Below are 17404 nucleotides of genomic sequence, written 5' to 3'. Positions count from 1 at the left end.
AACCGTGCGCCATCGTCATCGCAGCAGACCATAGCGGATTTTCTGCGCTATCACCTGGCAAAATCAATGCCTTACACCTCGGCCGTCCAGTCCCCTGATTTCCCCCCGTGCTTTTCCAGCACCCGCACATCCGTCATCACCATGCCCCGGTCGACCGCCTTGCACATGTCGTAGATGGTCAGTAGGCCCACCTGCACGGCCTAGGACGCTGTGTGCTTTGCACCCCGAAAAATCATCTAATTTTCTGTCTTGGCCCAACGCAGTGGGACAAATTTGGGACAGGATTTTTGCCCCGCCCTCCCAAGAGGGTACCCGCAATCGGCCATGCAATCAAGCGGCTGCATAGGGCTGCGTGCCGAGTGTATGCTATTGGTCGAGTTCAATAGAAAATTAGACCTGAGGCAGACATCCCCGAATGAAATACAAGCGACCAAGTGGACTAGAGGATTTCAGCCTCAAAAAATACTCCACACTAAGCACCTTCACGCCAGATCAATGGATCCCACTTATCGAGTCCCGCTTGCACTTGAGATCGATCATCGACAAATTGGGGATCCAACGCGCCAATACTGAAGTCGCCCCGAACCCATTCCGTGACTATGCAAAGGCTCAGCTCGATTGCCTGTTTGCGGAGCCTCTTGTTCCGTTTGGTAGCAGCTTTCTCAAGCAGTTTTCGGAGCACAGCAGACATAAGTCGACAGTTGAAGCAATGAAAGCCATCGACGTTGTTCATTTTTACAATGCAGTTCTCGAGGTGAGAGATCGCGTTCCCGATCCCCCATCGGCTCCCGGACATGCGCCAACGGTTGCGCAGCTCGCTGGCGGTAACTACGAGGTGCCAATCGACGAGGTCTTGGCGAAATCGAAGCGCTACAACCTGAAAAATTTTGCGAACTTTAGAGTAGACCTTTACGCCGACGATGCCACTCTTCGGGAAGATTTTAAGGCGGCAATTTCTGTGGCCCGCAAACGCCTAAAACAGAACAGCCCGTCCTCGACGTTTTCGCGTGTTGCGCTGTGGCATTCAAACCAAGTGCTACCCTACGCAGACTTGAAGCTTTGGTCGGAACTGACGGGTACAAAGCTGACGGATTGGGATTTCAGCAATTTAATTTTCGAAGGAGACGATCATAAAATTTGTAACGCAGATGATCCGCTGTTCGGAACAAAGCGTGATTATAAGGACGCAATCACTCCAGCGATCCTTCGAAGATTAAGCACCCTCTCGTCGACGAAAAAATCAAAAAAATAGAAAAGTCAACCCACTGAAATTCGGCAAAAACAGTGGGTGTATTTGTTTCACTCGTTCACCCAAAATTGATCCCATCGGTAGGCGCTTCGACCTCCGACAATACATCACATTGGGATCACGGGTATGAACAGAAATTTTGACGACTTCTACGCAGGCCTTGCGCCACAACGACCGAGCCCGCAAGACGGGCAAGAATTACTTCCGGTCAGAGGCCCCTCGGGCGATCTGAACTATTTCTATGACGCGGTGAGCGACACAAGCGCTTCCGCACTCAACTGGGCGCTCCATGCCATTCCTTATTTGGAGGCGTTGGCTTGGTTCAAAGCGATGCACCATTACTTACCTCAAGCTCGGGTCGAGCAGAACTATGCCCAACTGCCTTTGCTAGCGAAAGTCATCATCGAGCGGGGATACTGCATCGAAAATCATCGAGCCTTTCCTCCGCTATTCTTCGGCAATCGATACCTTGTCGAGCTTGAAGTTGATGAGTCGAGTATTGAATTCCCTGTGCGGAGAATTGATGAGCAAAAATTTTTCGGAACTGTCTGTCAGAGAAATTCAGGAGACGCGCTTCATTGAAATTGTTTGCGCAACGCGTTTCAGAATTTCAGTGCTTATTCATCTGACACATTCCGTCGAAACATAGACGCTAGGATTCACGCATGAAAATTGTTTCTCCCCTTCTAAAGCAACTAGGTGTACCGGCCGCCGCAACGAAGCAACTGCAGCATACTTCTCCCGCCGCCGCACTACCGTCCGCTATGCTAACCGTGCTAACTGCATTCGCCAATGACACCGTCAAACGCTTTGACCTCGACGAGGCCGGGCTCTTAAAGTGCGTGCCGTATGGGCAGGAAAGCCATTTCAAGCACGAGCTTCACCCAGTTAGCAACATAGCCGAGTTAGGCCAACTCGTCACAGCCCTAAGCACGACGCAAAATACCTTCCTGATCCGTGGGCAGGCGGTCCCTGGGTTGCCAAAACCGATCCGGCGACGTACTGAAAATTTCCCGGAGCACAACGACGGCTGTCGTTGGGTGATGCTTGATTTCGACGATCTGCCGTGCCCGGAAGGGATGGCTCCAACCAGTCGAGAAGCTGTTGAGCACGTAGTTGGCAAACTGCCGCTCGAATTCCATGACGCCAGCTATTTCTACCAATTCAGCTCAAGCGCTGGCATAGTCAAACCAGACGGCACTGCGCTCAAGGTAGGGCTGAATATGCATCTTTTTTTCTGGTTCAATGAACCCGTTCCAGGAAAATCGCTGGACGCGCACTTAGCGCTGCATTGCATCCGGACCGGCTTTTATGAAAAGGCGTTCGACAGAGCCGGGCACCCAATCGTTAGAGCTGGAATCGATCCTGCCGTGCTTCGATCTTCTGTACAGCCGCACTACGTCGGACTACCGATCATCGGAGCGGGAGTGACGACAACCATTTCTCTCGCAGAAAGGCAAGGACTTGTGGTGAAGGGCAACGACAGCGTCGTTCTGCCCCCGTTCGAGGAAGACGTTCAGAAGTCTGCGGCAATCGCCCGTAAGAAGCTGCTACAAGACTACAAGCGAGAATGTGGCTTTGTAGAGGCGAGGCTGGTCACAAGAGCTGCACATGGCGGAATCTCGGTATCTACATATCACCGCAAAGTGGACGGACGTTCGCCGAGTGCGAATCGTGTTTTCATCAAGGCGGTTCCTTATGACGATCAAGCGAAGTCAGTCATCTTACATTTCGATGAGGAAGGCAGTCCGGGAAGTTGGTTTGTAACACAGGCCAGTCCGATGCTCGCCCGTCGATTCGGCGACTTCAGCTGCCTGCCCCTCAAGGAACTATCGGAGGGGGCCTATGTTCACGTGCGAGACGTCTTAAACTGGTTCAGTGACGTTACCCAAAACGATGGGATGCCGTTGACGGCCGACGGATACTTACCGTCCATTTCATCCTTTATCGGCAACGTTCAAAATGTCCTCATCGAGGCGCCAACAGGGTCAGGCAAGAGCTATGCATTTTCCCGCTTTGCAAATAGCAACCGACGTTCGGTAGTCCTGTACGCCGCCCAGACTCGGGCTCTGGTGCGCCAAATGTACGACGACCTTGCTGCCGCCGGTGTTCCGGTAGTGCACTACAACGATTTCTCCCCAGGGACTAGTCTCGGCGTAGGCGTTTACGTTACAACTAATGAATCCTTGGGTAAGTTCGTGGATGCTGCTACCGATCAAGGGAAGGACTACATCCTCGTCGTTGATGAAGTTCACATGGCGCTCGACGACTTCATGAAGACTGATGCAAAAAATCGGCTCTTTGAGAGAGCCATAGGTCGGGCTAGACGCAGCCTTTTCATGACAGCAACCATCACGCCTCTGCAAGTGCAAAAGCTGTTGGAGGCAATATCTCGTGCGTGTGGAGCATTGAGTTCAGAGATGTATGCTGGATTCAAATTTGCGTCGGTCAAATCAAACCCATTAATTCTGAAGCGTGTCGGCGAACTGGGGGCAGACTTCGTCGCCCTTATGCGATCCTACCGTCTGCTAAAGGCCAATAAACAGCCTATCCCCCGCACCGTCATGATTGTACCAACGAGCAAAATGCGGCTATTCGACGAGGTACTGGAGGCATTTGGCCTGCAAAATGATTCGCTTGTTGTGAGTCGTCAAGAGGCCACACCGGCCGAGATTGAAGAGGCTAGGACGAGTGCCAAGCCGATCTTGATAAGCAGTCCAATGTTTGCCCTAGGCCTGAACTTTTTAGCAGAACCTTTACGATTCTGGACCTATTTCTCGCATCTGCCTGTAGACACAAGTCAGATCATTCAGACCCTCAACCGAGCCAATCGAGGGACTGCGCAATGCGAGGTGCGGCTGTACTATGGCGCACTGGATCCAAAGCCCTATTCAATTCCACGTCTTGTCGAGGAGCGAGCGAAGATCGCCGGATACCTCCTTGATGAGAGTACCGTGCAGGGAGTGATTGATACGCATTTTCAAGTGGATCGTCCTGCCTACAATTCGTTACGCAAAGCTGAACAAAAGACTGCTAAGGCTACTGCTCATTTGATCCAGGGAGAGGGCTTTCAGAACTACCGGATCGACCACGTTTGGCAAGAAACGCTCGTGCGAGATCGGAACGACGCGCAACTGTACAAAGGTTTCAAGGAGCTCGCTGCAGAGTCATACATGGATGAAATTTCAGAACACGCGGCAAGGTTAGAGGGAGAGAGTACGGCAATGCTGCTTTACAAGTTGGAACTCCTCGACGAAGAAGAACGTTTGCTTGACCGCCGCACCGATGGCAGAGTACACCGAGACATTGAAACGGAGACGCGTGCTGTGATGATGGTCCTCTGTGGCATTGCCGATCCCGAGGACACCGCCAGGGTGAAGCCTAAGCGTTTGCGCCGCCTTTTTGGCGAACTTCGCCCTTACCTGACGTCGCAGTTCAGTTCAGGTCGAACGAGTTCGTGGCGAGAGGCTACAGTTGAAAAGACAACGCAACTTGTCCCTCTTTTGCGGACGCTGAAGACGATGCGTGCTGGGCAACTGGGTGGCCAGGAGTTCGCAAGCAAAATGAGGCGTCCTGAGCTTAGGGCCGCTGTGAAAGCCCTCGCCGATTCTGAGGCTAACTTTCTTCAAGTGTGGCAGCCAAAGCTGTCGAATATGGATCGATGGAGTGAAGAAATGCGTATCTCCGCCAGTGCCGCAAAGCGGATCGAGTTAAGGCAAAATCAGCTTGAGGTTGCCGTTGAATTTCTCCGTTCGATCGGCGTCCTATTTGCGAACGTCAAAATTGATGGCCGGTGGGAAGCAGATCCAAGAAGGCCACTGGTGCCGGATTGGGAGTTCGACGAAATGGCGCTGAATTTAGAGCGCACGGCAGAGAGTTTGAAGGAACAGCCAGCCGAGCGCATTAAACCGCACGAGGTTGATGAGGCGTTGTCCGGTCCGCCGGTGAATCCGGAACTTTGCCAACGTTGCGTTCATCGAAAGCCCGCATGGGCATGTGCTTTGGGCATGCCTGTTTATTGGAGTGAGATCGGCGACTCATGGGCGGTTAGTGAGTCGTGTGACTTTTTTAAGCGTCTCCCAGTTAGGTTGGTGCGAAAACAATCGTCAGAACGTGAGTTCAGGGTTTTGCCTACTTATTCTCCATTACCGGGATCTGTTCCCATTTAGTAGACGGATTCACGTCGGCGCTGTTCAGCAGAGTGTCGTCGTTCAGCGCAGATTGCGATCCGCGTTAAGGGAAGTAGCGAAATCAGCGAATTTCGGAAACTGATTTATGAACCCACGAAAAAATGAAATTTGGTGGGTTCGTCTTATGCTATATTCCTTGTAGCTATTCGAATTTTACCTCTTTCGATTTTCTTATAGATAGAGGTAGAGATATCCTGCGTTACCGCCTGCTTCGCAGCCATTCAGCGTTGCATAGCCATCACTTGGGCGATCAGTCATCCTTTCGATCTGATAGCAGTAGCAGTATCAGGGAAGGGCCACAACGTATTTTGGTGCCCTGCCAGTCTAAAGACGAGGCATTTGTATGGGTGAATGTACTTTGAAATATGAATTTAGCGGGTAGAAGGGCCGACGCCACGAAGCTGATCAGCCCGTCTCACACTGAGCTCTGATGACTCAAAATTGATTTACCGATCGAGGATTGCAAGAATGGATGAATTAGATCTAGAGTACGTAGGATTCTGGCCAAGAGTTTGGGCGTCACTGATCGATACGGTCATCATATTTGTTGTCACAACGCCGCTGCTGTTGATGGTGTATGGCAAGAACTACTACTCGCTTTCAGGCTTCTCGCAGGGGCCAGTGGATTTCATTATTTCGTACCTTATACCGGCAGCGATCGTGATCGTGTTTTGGACTACTCGAAACGCCACACCCGGGAAGATGGCTATTGGTGCGAAGATAGTAGATGCATCGACAGGCGATGCGCCAAGCCTCGGCCAGTACATCGGGCGATACTTTGGCTATTTTGTATCGATCTTCCCACTTTTCCTAGGCATATTCTGGGTCGGATTTGATCGCAAGAAGCGAGGGTGGCACGATATGCTCTCCGGAACTGTCGTAGTCAGATGCAAGAATAGAGGACCAGAGCCAGTCCGTTTGAATAACCTCTCGCCCTCTTTACCGTTATCATTTTAAGTATCCATCGAACACCCAAAGAAAAAATGAACGACCTCTCAAAGCTCTCCCTATCAGAACTTCACAAGCTCGACTCCGAACTTGCCGAAGCGATTAAGACTCGCCAGTACCTCGACATCAGCAAGGCCCGTGAACAGATCCTATACATCGCTCAAAGCGCTGGTTTGTCGGTGAAGGAGATCCTGAGCGACAAGGCTTCAAATCGAGCTGCGACCGGTCTGTGACTGTGAAATACGTAATCAAGACGATGCTAGCCAGACCTGGAGCGGCCGTAGACGCCAGCCGCTGTGGATCAAAGCGTGGCTTGCGGAGGGGAAGAGGATGGATGACTTGGGAGTGTAAGGGTCTTGACCAGAACTGGCTTAATTCCCGACTATGGAATTGACTTCCGAAAGAAATGCATCGGTATCCAAGAAGTAATTCGGATACGCACGGCGTAAAGAAGCGATAGAAGATACGGAAACCAGCACAACTCGGACAGCCGATTTCTTGTCGATTTCATTCTCTGCTTCGGTATACAACCTATTCGCTTCCTGCGACTCTCTTTGCTTGAATCCTTTGACACGCACAAGGCGATTTATCGGATCGAGTCGAACCAAGAAATATTTGGCATCCTTCAATTTTTCGACCTGAGGGAAGATTGCGCGATAGCCAGAAAAAGTTGCTGCCATGTGGTGTTCTTTATCCAGTCGTCTAATCTCGGCATGCAACTCGGCAATGTTGTTAGGCGTTCCAGGAACCGTGGGACTATTTTCCCTTATCGCAAATACAGAACTCATCAACGAGAAAAAGCGTCTCCAATCCTGGCTACCTTGATTTGATTTTAATGCTTGTCCGGTAAAAGTCTCTGCTGCCTCAACCGCCGTCGCCCATTTATGCTGCAGAAGTGTCCTCAGCTGTATTTCTATTTTGAGGCCATTATAGGGCCATTCGGCATTTACACTTGCGATACTGTATTTAAGATGAATGCCTCTGTAGCCCGTTTCTTTTGGCTCATCGATATAATCCTTGCATCCATTGTAAGTGTGGGCCAGCGGTTCTGTTTGGTAATATCGTTGCAATTTTCTAACATTATCTACGCTTGGAAGAACCGCACGGCATCCCGCAATGTCCTGCATTTGCGTCAACTTCATTTTATTACTATGAATTAATTTAAACGCGATAGACTCAAGCCGCTTAATTCGTTGCACAACTAAGGCTGTTCGAGCAAACTTTGTAGCTCGCCGCTTTAGCGTCATATAAAAGGCATTTAATGGATGGGCATGCGCAGCTCTCCAATTATCTATTATCATAAGATAATTTTTGCCATCATCGGATTCGAGGCCAGCAAGTTTTCTGCCTGCCTCATTGACTTTTGCTCTCGGGTAATTTGGTTTAGCGTAGTACGACATCTCACTCTTTCTAATTGCTAACCTCGTAAATTCGAAAATCTAAGTATTTTTGACCACAAATGCCTCAGTCGCCTTAACCAGATCCTTGACGAACCGAATTACTTTTTCAAGCTCATCCCTTTTAATTAGATGAGCGACTGGGGCGCCGTTGTTGACCGGCCGTGATCGATGTACGGCATCTCCGCGTTTCCCTATCCAGGTATTGAGAGCTGCTCTAGCCTTTTCCGGATCGTGGTTTGGCCAAATCCATCCCATTGTCACGTCCACTCCCAAGTACTCTTGGAATATCCGTTTCGTTTTCTCAGAATTCGGATTGTGAAATTGCTTCAAGTCCTGATTTAATTTTTTCGAAACAAAATCTCCCACATAGCTCCCCGCAACGGCACTGAGCTTTTTATCCATCGACTCGACTAGGCGGTCTTCGACGTACGTTTCCCACGCTGTTAAGGCCATAACAAGGCCCGCCCGCTTCAACACTTCCGCGTTGGCTGGCGGAGGATTGCCGTTCAAGGCATCAAAATGGGCCAGGAGCTCTTCGGCATCTTTTATTCCAAATTCAAAACTTTGAATTGCACGAGACATAAGCAGAAACCTATACCTTTTCTTTAACTGATTTCGTCACATGCGCTGCCAACTCATGGCAGTATGTTTCATTACTTTGCATCCAGAGGGCGAAAAAAGCGCCTCTTACTATTACTTCGGAAACAAAACCGATCTTGATTCCAATCTGATTGAATATTAAGTGAGGATCTCGGTTCGTGCTTAGAACTTCTGTAACGACTTGCCTCACCGTTTCTTGAGTTTCTGGCTTTCGTTGACAGGAAACGGTAAGGATTGCTATATCGCGTTCTAAATTTTTTAGAACACCGTTGGCGACCTCCAACTCAGGCTGCGCTCCGGGCAGACGTAATACTCCCATGTCCAAATCCTCCTTTTGAGATGAATCGCCGTCAATAATACATAACGATTTAAAATTGATAGCCGGATTTGCATTATGAGAACGCTGAATTGAGACGGCATTGCCATCGCCTGCCACAGCGTGGACCTCGACTTGCTCATAATCTGACCCGAGGTTTTCTCTCAGGATTGCGTCGACCCACGATTTCGCAAATTCATCTTCGACGAAGATTGCTAACTTTTTATCTACTCTGCCTGAAACAGCTCTTAGCGCTTCAACACTCAGCTTTCCTTGTCTTAGACGGTTATTTATACAAGCCCAAACTCCCTCATTCGGGAGTGGCGAAAGTGCATAATCGCTATGCGTAGTAAAAATCGACTGGATCTTTTTTCGTTCAGCGACGTCGATTAGATATTCAACCATTCGTCGTGTCGCAACTGGGTGCAACCCATTTTCGATTTCCTCGATTAAAACGAGGGAGTTTTCAGGTGCATTTTCAATTGACGATACCATTCGAATGATTGACGACTCACCCGCACCAAAATGAAATTCAGAATAACGATTTTCACCATTTCGACCAATAAAGAATAATCCATCGTTTCCGAGGTCGGCAAATTGGAAATTTGCTACGGATTTCCCTAATATATGCTCGATTTGTCGAGCTGCGATTATTTCCATAACCTCTGATGTCCCCTTGTAGTCATAAGAAGAACGCATAAGTTTTCGGAACTTAAGCTTTTCACCCGCCGGGACTGTTCGTTCAATACCAAAAAACAAAATGTTTCGGTCAAGAACTTCACCACGAACCCATTTTGCTTGACGAAAATTGCTAGTGCGCTTGAGTAGCTGCTTTGCGTTAATCGACTTGTCAATCGCATCATATTCTGCTCTCCATCCTGACATGGATTCATCCCCGATAACACTTTTGGGGAAGAAAATTCCTGGCCGGATCGGTTTGTAAGCGCATCCTGCAGCGCCAAGAACAGATGACTTGCCGCTTCCATTTGGACCAATTAATGCTGTTACCGGAAAATCGAAGGTGACATCCTCTCCGACTAATCCTCGTATTTTTTGTATGCTGATCTTAGCAAGATATTTTCCAAAATCGTGCTTTCGGACTTTTTCCAGTAGTGCTAATTTCGTGGAGTTTCTTATTTCACTATGTTCATTGCTCATTTTTTTCCTATTATGTCAATCCGAAATAAATCAGATAGTGGCGATTTATTAATTCACTGAATTGCAACAGTGCGATTGGTTAAGGCCAACTACAGCTCAGCTCGTCCCGCCCCGGAGTTCCTTTTCTTCGCAAAGCCCGCAAAGACCAGGTCCAGCAAGATCTCTGAGAGCCCGTCTTGAACTCGTGGGCTGTTTAGGACCTGCTTGGCCATTTCCTGATACTTGTCCAGACCGTCAGCAACGCTGTCCAGCATTACGTTCTTGTAGTCCGGACTGGCCCCGAACTGCTCCTTGGTGTTTGCCTCCGCTTGCTCGGCTAACATCTGGTTATCCATCATTAGTCCACTCACGTGGTTCGCCAGCGCAAGTAGGTCGTGGTCTGTCAGGTCGCCCTCGAAAAGGTCATTCATCTTGGCGATGATCGCCGAGAGCATCGCTACTTCAGGGGCGTGGGATTTGCCCGAACCGATATCGGTCAGCGGTTTCAGCTTGTACTCGTCTAGATCCTGCCCCAGCTTGATTGCCTGTTTGCCTGTGTCACTCAGCTTGTAGTGGGTCAGCTTCACGGCGGACAAATCCACTGGATCATGGCTACGCTCATCCTTCAACCAGGGCAGCAAGTGCTTGAAGTAGATCGACCGCTTTTCCAGGTCGGTGTCGCCGAAGTCAACGATCTGTGAAAGGAAATCATATGCACGGATGAATCCGCCAACGTCCTTGCGGAAGATCTGCAGCCCATCGATCGCCTCTTCGTCAGCGGCCTCTATGGCCTCTCTGAACTGCACACGGTATCGGTCGACCGCTGGCCCCACCTTGGCCTGCATATCGCCTTGGCGGCCCTTGAAATAGGCTGCAACAAGCCCTTCCACTTCCTCCGGGGTGTAGATTCGTGCGGCATCGAGTTTGCTCTGCAGGTCGTGAATGAGATTCGGATCGGACACGTCGGCCAGCTCCGCCGTCTCGAAATAGGGCTGGAACGCTGCCTTAATCTCTTCGGGATCATTGACGAAATCGATGACGAACGTCTGGTCCTTGTCTGGCATTGTCCGGTTCAGCCGTGACAAGGTTTGCACCGCTGCGACTCCTGCCAATTTCTTGTCGACGTACATGGACACAAGCTTGGGTTGGTCAAAGCCGGTTTGGTACTTATTTGCCACCAAGAGGATCTGGAACTCGTCGGTGTCGAAGGCTTCGCGTAGATCTCGCCCCTTCAATCCTGGGTTCATATTCGATTCAGTGAACTCGCCCGGACCACTCTCTGCGTCTTCAACTTCCCCAGAAAAAGCGACTAGGGTTCCAAGATCCTTGTAGCCCTGCGATTTGATGTATTTGTCGATCGCCACCTTGTAGCGTACGGCCTCCTTGCGAGATGAGGTCACGACCATCGCTTTGGCCTGGCCATTCAACCTCCAAGCAACGTGCGCCTTGAAGTGTTCAACTATGACCTGGACCTTCTGCGAGATGTTGTAAGGGTGGAGACGGACCCACCGCATCAGCGAGATCATTGCATCGCTCTTATCTACGGTGTCGTTATCGTAGTCCTTGCCGTTGTGGGCCAGCTTGAACGCCAGCTTGTATGGCGTGTAGTTCAACAGGACATCGAGAATGAAGCCTTCTTCAATTGCCTGACGCATCGAGTAGACGTGGAATGCCGCCGGGAGGTTGGTGTCCGATGCCGGCAATGAGGCGTCAGGGACACGCCCGAACAATTCAAGCGTCTTGCTCTTCGGCGTAGCAGTGAAAGCAAAGTAGCTCAGCGAGTTTGGCTGCGGTCGTGCCGACATTTCGGCGATCAACAGATCCTCGTTGCTGAACTCTTCACCCTCCTCGATCTGTTCAGCGGTCAGCACTTTTTTCAGGTTCTTGGCGGCGGCGCCCGTCTGTGAAGAGTGAGCCTCGTCTGCAATGATGGCGTAGGTGCGACTCTTGAGTGAAGTCTCCTTTCGGATCGCTTCAAGAACGAACGGGAATGTCTGGATCGTGACGATGATGATCGGCACGTTGTCCTTCAGCGCTTGGGCCAGCTGAGCCGACTTCACGCCCTCGTTGGTCACACGGCAGACAACGCCCTGCTTATGCTCGAATTGGTAGATAGCGTCCTGCAGCTGCTGGTCGAGGATTGTTCGATCCGTGATGACAATGACCGAAGAAAAAATCTTGTTGTCTGTGTCGTCGTGGAGGTTGGAAAGTTGATGCGCTAACCAAGCGATAGAATTTGTTTTGCCCGACCCCGCCGAATGCTGGATAAGATACTTGTGGCCGGCCTTCTCCTGCTTGGCAGCGGCGATCAATTTCGTGACACCTTCCCATTGATGAAAGCGTGGGAAGATCAGCTTCTCCTTGACCTCCTTTTTGCCTTCTGCGTTCTTCTTGTCTTCCCTGAACAGGTGCACAAACCGCCCGATGATGTTGAGCCAGGCATCACGGTCCAGCGTCCGCTCCCACCAGTACGAAGTGCGGTAGCCCTTTGGGTTTGTTGGGTTGCCTGCACCGCCGTCATTTCCAAGGTTGAACGGAAGGAAGAACGTGTCCTTGCCACGCAGCTCTGTGGCCATCCAGACCTCGTCCGTCGAGACGGCGAAGTGGACCAGGGCCCTCCGATTGAATGCCAACAGGGGTTCTTCTCGCTTGCTGGCGGGGTCCCTCGGATTGCGATCGTGCCGGTACTGATTCTTCGCGTCGTCGATCGTTTGAGTGAAGTCGGTCTTAAGTTCGGCGGTAGCAACCGGGATGCCGTTAACGAAGAAGACCAGGTCGATGGAGTTCTCGCTCGACAGGCTGTAACGAACCTGACGCACGACACGGCAACGAACCTTGCCGTAACGATCCAGGACCTCGGGGTTGATCGATTGCGCTGGCTTGAACTGGCACATCTCAATCTTGCCGGAGCCAATATCCTTGAAGCCTTGACGCAACACAGCCAACGATCCTTCCTTGTCGAGCACTTGCGTCAGCCGGGCCAGCAGTGTTTTCTCCGTCGCACCGTTGTGCGTGGCCTTCAATTTCTCCCATGCTTTAGGTTGCGTGTCCTGAATCCATCCGATCACGTCCTCGGGGTACAAGGCTAGTTCCCGGTCGTACTTGGCGGCGTCACCCTCCAACCATCCGTTGGCGGTCAGCTCAGCGACGATATCGGATTCGAAGTGGATCTCTTTGTGGGGGCTAACAGTTGCCATGTCGATCCCGTGCTTTAGTTGTTCTTTTGTTTGAGTGCACGCAAGAGGTCGCCAAGATTTTTCTTGTCGGCAGAAATCCAGTTATCGGCATTGCTGTTGATCCCTCGCATCACGCATGCGGCGGCAGAGGCTGAAGAAAAGAACTGGTCTTCGGTAAGCGTAAGCTTTCCGTTCAGGTCCGCAATAACACCGGATTCCAGAAGCTGTCGCCTCATCTGCGCATAGCCAGCGCAATAGGTCTCAAAGCTAGGCACTGGCTCTCTGACAACCGTGCTACCCTTCTTGAGCCATACGCCGCCCTCAACGATTTCCAGCGTTGCGTTCGCCTCTTTGTGCGTGCCGCTAAAAAGCATGCCACGAGGCAGAGACGAATAGATTCCCGCACGGCGTCCAACAGCAACCTCGCCAGAACTACTTTCTTCACTAGCGATTTCGTCGGTGGCCGTTACAGGCGATACGAACTGAGTAATACCCAGCAGTGGGAGCATCAAAAGCAAGTCTGCGAGCACATTTTCGGCAAAGGCGTATTCCTCTTCACCTAGCGCTGGCACTTGCGGTTGATTTCCGTTGTCTAGCGTGATCGCTATAGCGCCGCTCGCCAATTTGATCAGCCTCGCTTCCAAATGCTGAATGTGCGCTTTGTTCAGGCGATTGTCAGCGGTGAAAAACAGCGCCTTGTCCCAGAATGTCTTCTTCGTCGCATGATCTTCAAGTCGCTTGCCAGCCGGGTCCCCTTCGCCGATATAGAGCTTCGATTGGCCGACCAGCAGATACACACCTAGTAGGTTCCACTCTTTCCGGCCCTTTACTTCGCCCAGCAACGCACGCGGGAAGATTATTGCCTTTCCGATGCCATCGTCACGAGTGGCAACCAAGACGCCCGACGGATCCCCGGATGGAAGAAAGATTCGGAGTGTAAATGGCCTCACGCAGCCTTCCTTTCTGTTGCCTGGGCAAGAACATCGATTTTCCCCGTGACCGCTGCGGAGATCAAAGCGGTGCGGTGCTCTTTTTGCAAAACGATGGCTTGCTGCGCTTTGGCGATGAGGGTATCGATCTTGGCCGTCGTCATGTCAATGAAGGCAACAATCGAATTCTGCTCGTCAAGCGGCAATGAAGGAATTGGGGCCTCTGAAACAGCGGAGAGACTTAGACCCTCTTTAAGTCCATATTGGCTGACCTCGAAGTATGTTCTGCCAATATCCGACGCTAACAGATACGCCAAAAACTTTGGAGAAACGGTCTTATGCATTGGTCGCACAAGTGCGAGGTGTTGATTGATAAATGCAGCGCAGGGGATACCCACCACGACTGCGACTCTCCCGGTATTTGCGCCGGTAATGCAAACAACGATATCAAGCTCGTTCAACGTGGTCCGTCTCCCCTCAGCATTTGCTGGAGGGGTCACTCGTTTCGTCAATCTAAAATCAATTCCGAGCTCGTCGTTGAGGTCTCCACTTTGAAGAAAAATAGGACCTTCATCGGTGAGGTACTCAGACCACCCTCGTGGGCCAGACGTAATGAATGACGCCACAAATTTCAGTCGAGTAGTATTCCAATGTTCAGGCACGTCCCCCAGCCACTCCACACCGCTCGCCTTCATCGGAACGCTCGGATCAAGCCCCTTCGTGACTGCATGCGAGATCACCGCCTGCCGCTTTTCTTTCAGCAGCCCGATCATCGCTTCTTGCTTGGCGATCAGAGTGTCGATCTTGGCGGTTTCACGATCGAGAAAAATTGTGATGGAGACCTGATCGCAAATAGGGGGTACTGGCAGCTCAATACCACCGATATAGTCCCAAGATGCTCTCGGCATTTTCGACCCATAAGTTGAACTGTCGACCAATGCAACAAAGTCTCTGTTCAGCACTTGGTGAAGCAAATATTGAGCGACGACATTTTTCGGTCTGAGGACCAACAATTCAGAACTGCACACGCCGGTCCGATCGGATAGCCATGCCTTCGCTAAATAGGGCCGAAGCTTTCCAAATAAAACGTCACCCACGTCGAACCCATTAGATAATCCTTCGGCTTCGAAGTCAGATGCGCTTTCCACAAATTTACCAGACCAAGACTCGATATTTTCCATTCCCACGTATCCGGCCGCAGTGTCCTTGGCTTGGATTTTTTCGTTTGTCATGGCTACGGTCCGCTTTAGCGGCGCCACGCTCCAACCTTCCGGCACGTCCCCCAGCCACTCGACGCCGGATGCTTTGTACTTGGGATATGGCTTGAACGTCACGCAGTCACCTCGTTCAGCAATGCCAATATGTCGCTCGTCACCGCCTTGAGCTCGGCATCAATCACTTCCAGCGAGCGTGGTGGCGTGTACTGGTAAAAGAATCGATTGAAAGGGATCTCGTAGCCGATCTTGGTCTTATCATGCTCGATCCAGGCATCGGGCACATGCGGCAATACTTCACGCTTGAAGTAGGCCTCGATGTTGTCCTTCAGTGGCACGTTCTCGGTGTCACGTAATTTAGCGTCGGCCTTAGGCTTGCCCTTCTTGTCGGCGACAGCTTTGCCGTGCTCGTCCGTGAGCGGTTGCTCGACCGTTATGGTGCTGTAGCCGAAGTCGTTATTGTCGAAGATTCGGGAAACCAAGAACGTCTCGACCTTGCCGCCGTCCGGTGCAAACGGTATTTGGTCGCTAGCGGGCACGATGCCATCGCTGATAGTCTTGCCATCCACGTCAACGACCTTCACCTGGCGGAGTTCTTCGAAACGGCCATGCAGCTCAACGAGACGTTCGATGTCTGCCTGGGCCAGTTCCTTACGCTTGCTGCCAAGTGTCTTGCGCATCTTGCTGTAGTACTCAGCACCGTTGATGAGCTGAACCTTGCCCTTTCGAGCCGCAGATTTTTTGTTCGTCAGGATCCAGACATAGGTCGCAATTCCCGTGTTGTAGAACATATCTGTAGGAAGCGCAACGATCGCTTCGAGCCAATCATTTTCAATGACCCAACGCCGAATTTCAGACTCACCAGATCCAGCGCCGCCAGTGAACAGCGGTGAGCCATTTAAAACGATGCCTATACGCGAGCCGCCTTCGTCCTTGACCTTGTCGTATGGCCGCATCTTGGAGATCAGGTGCATCAAGAACAGCAAGCTTCCGTCCGAGACGCGTGGCAGACCTGGCCCAAACCGACCCGCGTAGCCGTGCTGCTCCTGCTCTTTACGAATGGCTTTTTCAACCTTTTTCCACTCAACCCCGAACGGGGGGTTGGACAGCATGTAGTCGAAGGATTTACCAGCATGGCCATCATCAGACAACGTGTTGCCCATGATGATGTTATCTACGTCCTGGCCCTTGATGAGCATGTCGGCCTTGCAGATCGCGTAGGATTCGTCGTTCAACTCTTGCCCGAACATGACCATACGTGCCTTGGGGTTCAGGCCATGCAAGTGCTCTCCAGCGATGGACAACATGCCACCAGTCCCCGCTGTAGGGTCGTAGATCGATCTGACGATGCCAGGCTTGGTCAGTGCTTCGTCGTCGGTGGTGAAGAGCAGGTCTACCATCAACCGAATGACTTCACGCGGCGTGTAATGTTCACCAGCCGTCTCGTTTGAGAGTTCAGCAAAGCGACGGATAAGGTCCTCAAAAATCAAGCCCATGTCAGCGTTGCTGACCACGTTCGGGTGCAGGTCGATCGCTGCGAATTTTTGGACAATCAAGAACAGTAGGTTGTTGTCGTCCAGCTTTTCGATCTGCTTGAAAAAATCATAACGCTCGAAGATGTCACGGGCGTTGTCGGAGAACGCGTTGACGTATGCGATGAGGTTGGCTTTGATGTGAGCGGGGTCGCCTTGCAGCTTTGCAAAATCGAACAGAGAGACGTTGTAAAAAGACTGCGCCGCCCGTTTGGTCAAGAACGTCTTGAGGTCGATGCCTTGGTTCTTGCGAGCTTCGACTTCGGCCAAGACGACGGCCTTGTTCGCTTCTAGTACGCAATCCATGCGACGCAGCAGGGTGAACGGCAACACAACTTTCCCGTAGTCTGATTGGCGAAAATCACCTCGCAGGAGATCTGCCACGGACCATGTAAGGGAGGCAAGTTCGCTAAAATTTGATGACACAGTTGAGCCTGAAAGTTAGTTTCTACTGAGACATTGTAAGGGTAAGCTGCTGGGCCTTGGAAGAAATGTAACGTGAGAGATTTGGTGAGATTTGCACAGTAAGAACCCACGAAAAATTGAAATTTGGTGGGTTCCAATCTCGTCGGATCGCCAGTTATCACAGGGATTCTAGGGCGTTTCATTTTCTTATAGATAGTAGTAATGACAGGAAGCGAAGAAGTCCGCTTCGCAGCAAGACAGCGTTGCAAGGCCATCACTGTATTGGATTTCGTAGAGAGCGGATCGGC

Annotated in this window: 13 protein-coding genes and 1 pseudogene; 6 read left to right on the top strand and 8 right to left on the bottom strand. The window is 51.1% G+C overall.

Annotated elements, in window-relative coordinates; translation table 11 throughout:
• Positions 1-71: 71 nt before the first annotated feature.
• Positions 72-200 (bottom strand): annotated as a pseudogene (locus ACP7EY_RS01305) (cyclic pyranopterin monophosphate synthase MoaC); the annotation flags it as partial.
• Between the two features lie 215 nt (positions 201-415).
• Between ACP7EY_RS01305 and ACP7EY_RS01300 the strand changes: the two are divergent.
• From ACP7EY_RS01300 to ACP7EY_RS01275, 6 genes are all read left to right on the top strand, one after another.
• Positions 416-1252, top strand: a complete 837-nt coding sequence (locus tag ACP7EY_RS01300; protein ID WP_426189654.1) for a DUF6387 family protein — start codon at positions 416-418, stop codon at positions 1250-1252.
• A gap of 123 nt (positions 1253-1375) precedes the next feature.
• Positions 1376-1831, top strand: a complete 456-nt coding sequence (locus tag ACP7EY_RS01295; RefSeq protein ID WP_426189652.1) for a hypothetical protein — start codon at positions 1376-1378, stop codon at positions 1829-1831.
• A gap of 83 nt (positions 1832-1914) precedes the next feature.
• Positions 1915-5418 carry a DEAD/DEAH box helicase family protein gene (locus tag ACP7EY_RS01290; RefSeq protein ID WP_426189650.1) on the top strand — a complete coding sequence of 1168 codons (3504 nt, stop codon included), beginning with the start codon at positions 1915-1917 and terminating at the stop codon, positions 5416-5418.
• Positions 5419-5907: 489 nt separating this feature from the next.
• Positions 5908-6396 carry an RDD family protein gene (locus ACP7EY_RS01285; RefSeq protein ID WP_426189648.1) on the top strand — a complete coding sequence of 163 codons (489 nt, stop codon included), beginning with the start codon at positions 5908-5910 and terminating at the stop codon, positions 6394-6396.
• A 26-nt stretch (positions 6397-6422) separates the two neighbouring features.
• Complete coding sequence (locus ACP7EY_RS01280) at positions 6423-6620, top strand: hypothetical protein (protein ID WP_426189646.1); 198 nt, start codon at positions 6423-6425, stop codon at positions 6618-6620.
• On the top strand, positions 6598-6738 hold the full coding sequence (locus ACP7EY_RS01275) for an H-NS family nucleoid-associated regulatory protein (RefSeq protein WP_426190032.1): 141 nt from the start codon (positions 6598-6600) through the stop codon (positions 6736-6738). Before ACP7EY_RS01280 ends, ACP7EY_RS01275 begins: the two co-directional genes overlap by 23 nt.
• 20 nt (positions 6739-6758) lie before the next feature.
• On the opposite strand, the gene ACP7EY_RS01270 is transcribed toward ACP7EY_RS01275, so the two are convergent.
• The 7 genes from ACP7EY_RS01270 to ACP7EY_RS01240 form a co-directional block, all read right to left on the bottom strand.
• The gene (locus ACP7EY_RS01270) at positions 6759-7787 is read right to left on the bottom strand and encodes a RelA/SpoT domain-containing protein (RefSeq protein ID WP_426189644.1); all 1029 of its coding nucleotides are present in this window, start codon (positions 7785-7787) and stop codon (positions 6759-6761) included.
• Between the two features lie 39 nt (positions 7788-7826).
• The gene (locus ACP7EY_RS01265; RefSeq protein WP_426189642.1) at positions 7827-8369 is read right to left on the bottom strand and encodes a HEPN domain-containing protein; all 543 of its coding nucleotides are present in this window, start codon (positions 8367-8369) and stop codon (positions 7827-7829) included.
• 10 nt (positions 8370-8379) lie between these two features.
• Positions 8380-9861, bottom strand: a complete 1482-nt coding sequence (locus ACP7EY_RS01260) for an ATP-dependent nuclease (RefSeq protein WP_426189640.1) — start codon at positions 9859-9861, stop codon at positions 8380-8382.
• Between the two features lie 89 nt (positions 9862-9950).
• The gene (locus ACP7EY_RS01255; RefSeq protein WP_426189638.1) at positions 9951-13037 is read right to left on the bottom strand and encodes a type I restriction endonuclease subunit R; all 3087 of its coding nucleotides are present in this window, start codon (positions 13035-13037) and stop codon (positions 9951-9953) included.
• A gap of 14 nt (positions 13038-13051) precedes the next feature.
• Positions 13052-13966: a GIY-YIG nuclease family protein gene (locus ACP7EY_RS01250; RefSeq protein WP_426189636.1), complete on the bottom strand. Its 915-nt coding sequence runs from the start codon at positions 13964-13966 to the stop codon at positions 13052-13054.
• On the bottom strand, positions 13963-15279 hold the full coding sequence (locus ACP7EY_RS01245) for a restriction endonuclease subunit S (protein ID WP_426189634.1): 1317 nt from the start codon (positions 15277-15279) through the stop codon (positions 13963-13965). The genes ACP7EY_RS01250 and ACP7EY_RS01245 overlap by 4 nt, the downstream gene beginning before the upstream one ends.
• Positions 15276-17117 (bottom strand): type I restriction-modification system subunit M, encoded by a 1842-nt coding sequence (locus tag ACP7EY_RS01240; protein ID WP_426189632.1) that lies wholly within the window; start codon positions 17115-17117, stop codon positions 15276-15278. The genes ACP7EY_RS01245 and ACP7EY_RS01240 overlap by 4 nt, the downstream gene beginning before the upstream one ends.
• Positions 17118-17404: the final 287 nt, after the last annotated feature.

Source organism: Massilia sp. DWR3-1-1 (assembly GCF_049898325.1).
Lineage (GTDB): Bacteria > Pseudomonadota > Gammaproteobacteria > Burkholderiales > Burkholderiaceae_D > JAFCUW01.
Note: the sequence above shows the minus strand (reverse complement) of the source record. Positions and strands in the feature narration are given on the sequence as shown.

Bases quoted from the DNA above. Each gene is read 5' to 3' on its own strand.
- ACP7EY_RS01300 (WP_426189654.1), top strand. From the start codon at position 416: ATGAAATACAAGCGACCAAGTGGACTAGAGGATTTCAGCCTCAAAAAA.
- ACP7EY_RS01295 (WP_426189652.1), top strand. From the start codon at position 1,376: ATGAACAGAAATTTTGACGACTTCTACGCAGGCCTTGCGCCACAACGA.
- ACP7EY_RS01290 (WP_426189650.1), top strand. From the start codon at position 1,915: ATGAAAATTGTTTCTCCCCTTCTAAAGCAACTAGGTGTACCGGCCGCC.
- ACP7EY_RS01285 (WP_426189648.1), top strand. From the start codon at position 5,908: ATGGATGAATTAGATCTAGAGTACGTAGGATTCTGGCCAAGAGTTTGG.
- ACP7EY_RS01280 (WP_426189646.1), top strand. From the start codon at position 6,423: ATGAACGACCTCTCAAAGCTCTCCCTATCAGAACTTCACAAGCTCGAC.
- ACP7EY_RS01270 (WP_426189644.1), bottom strand. From the start codon at position 7,787: ATGTCGTACTACGCTAAACCAAATTACCCGAGAGCAAAAGTCAATGAG.
- ACP7EY_RS01265 (WP_426189642.1), bottom strand. From the start codon at position 8,369: ATGTCTCGTGCAATTCAAAGTTTTGAATTTGGAATAAAAGATGCCGAA.
- ACP7EY_RS01260 (WP_426189640.1), bottom strand. From the start codon at position 9,861: ATGAGCAATGAACATAGTGAAATAAGAAACTCCACGAAATTAGCACTA.
- ACP7EY_RS01255 (WP_426189638.1), bottom strand. From the start codon at position 13,037: ATGGCAACTGTTAGCCCCCACAAAGAGATCCACTTCGAATCCGATATC.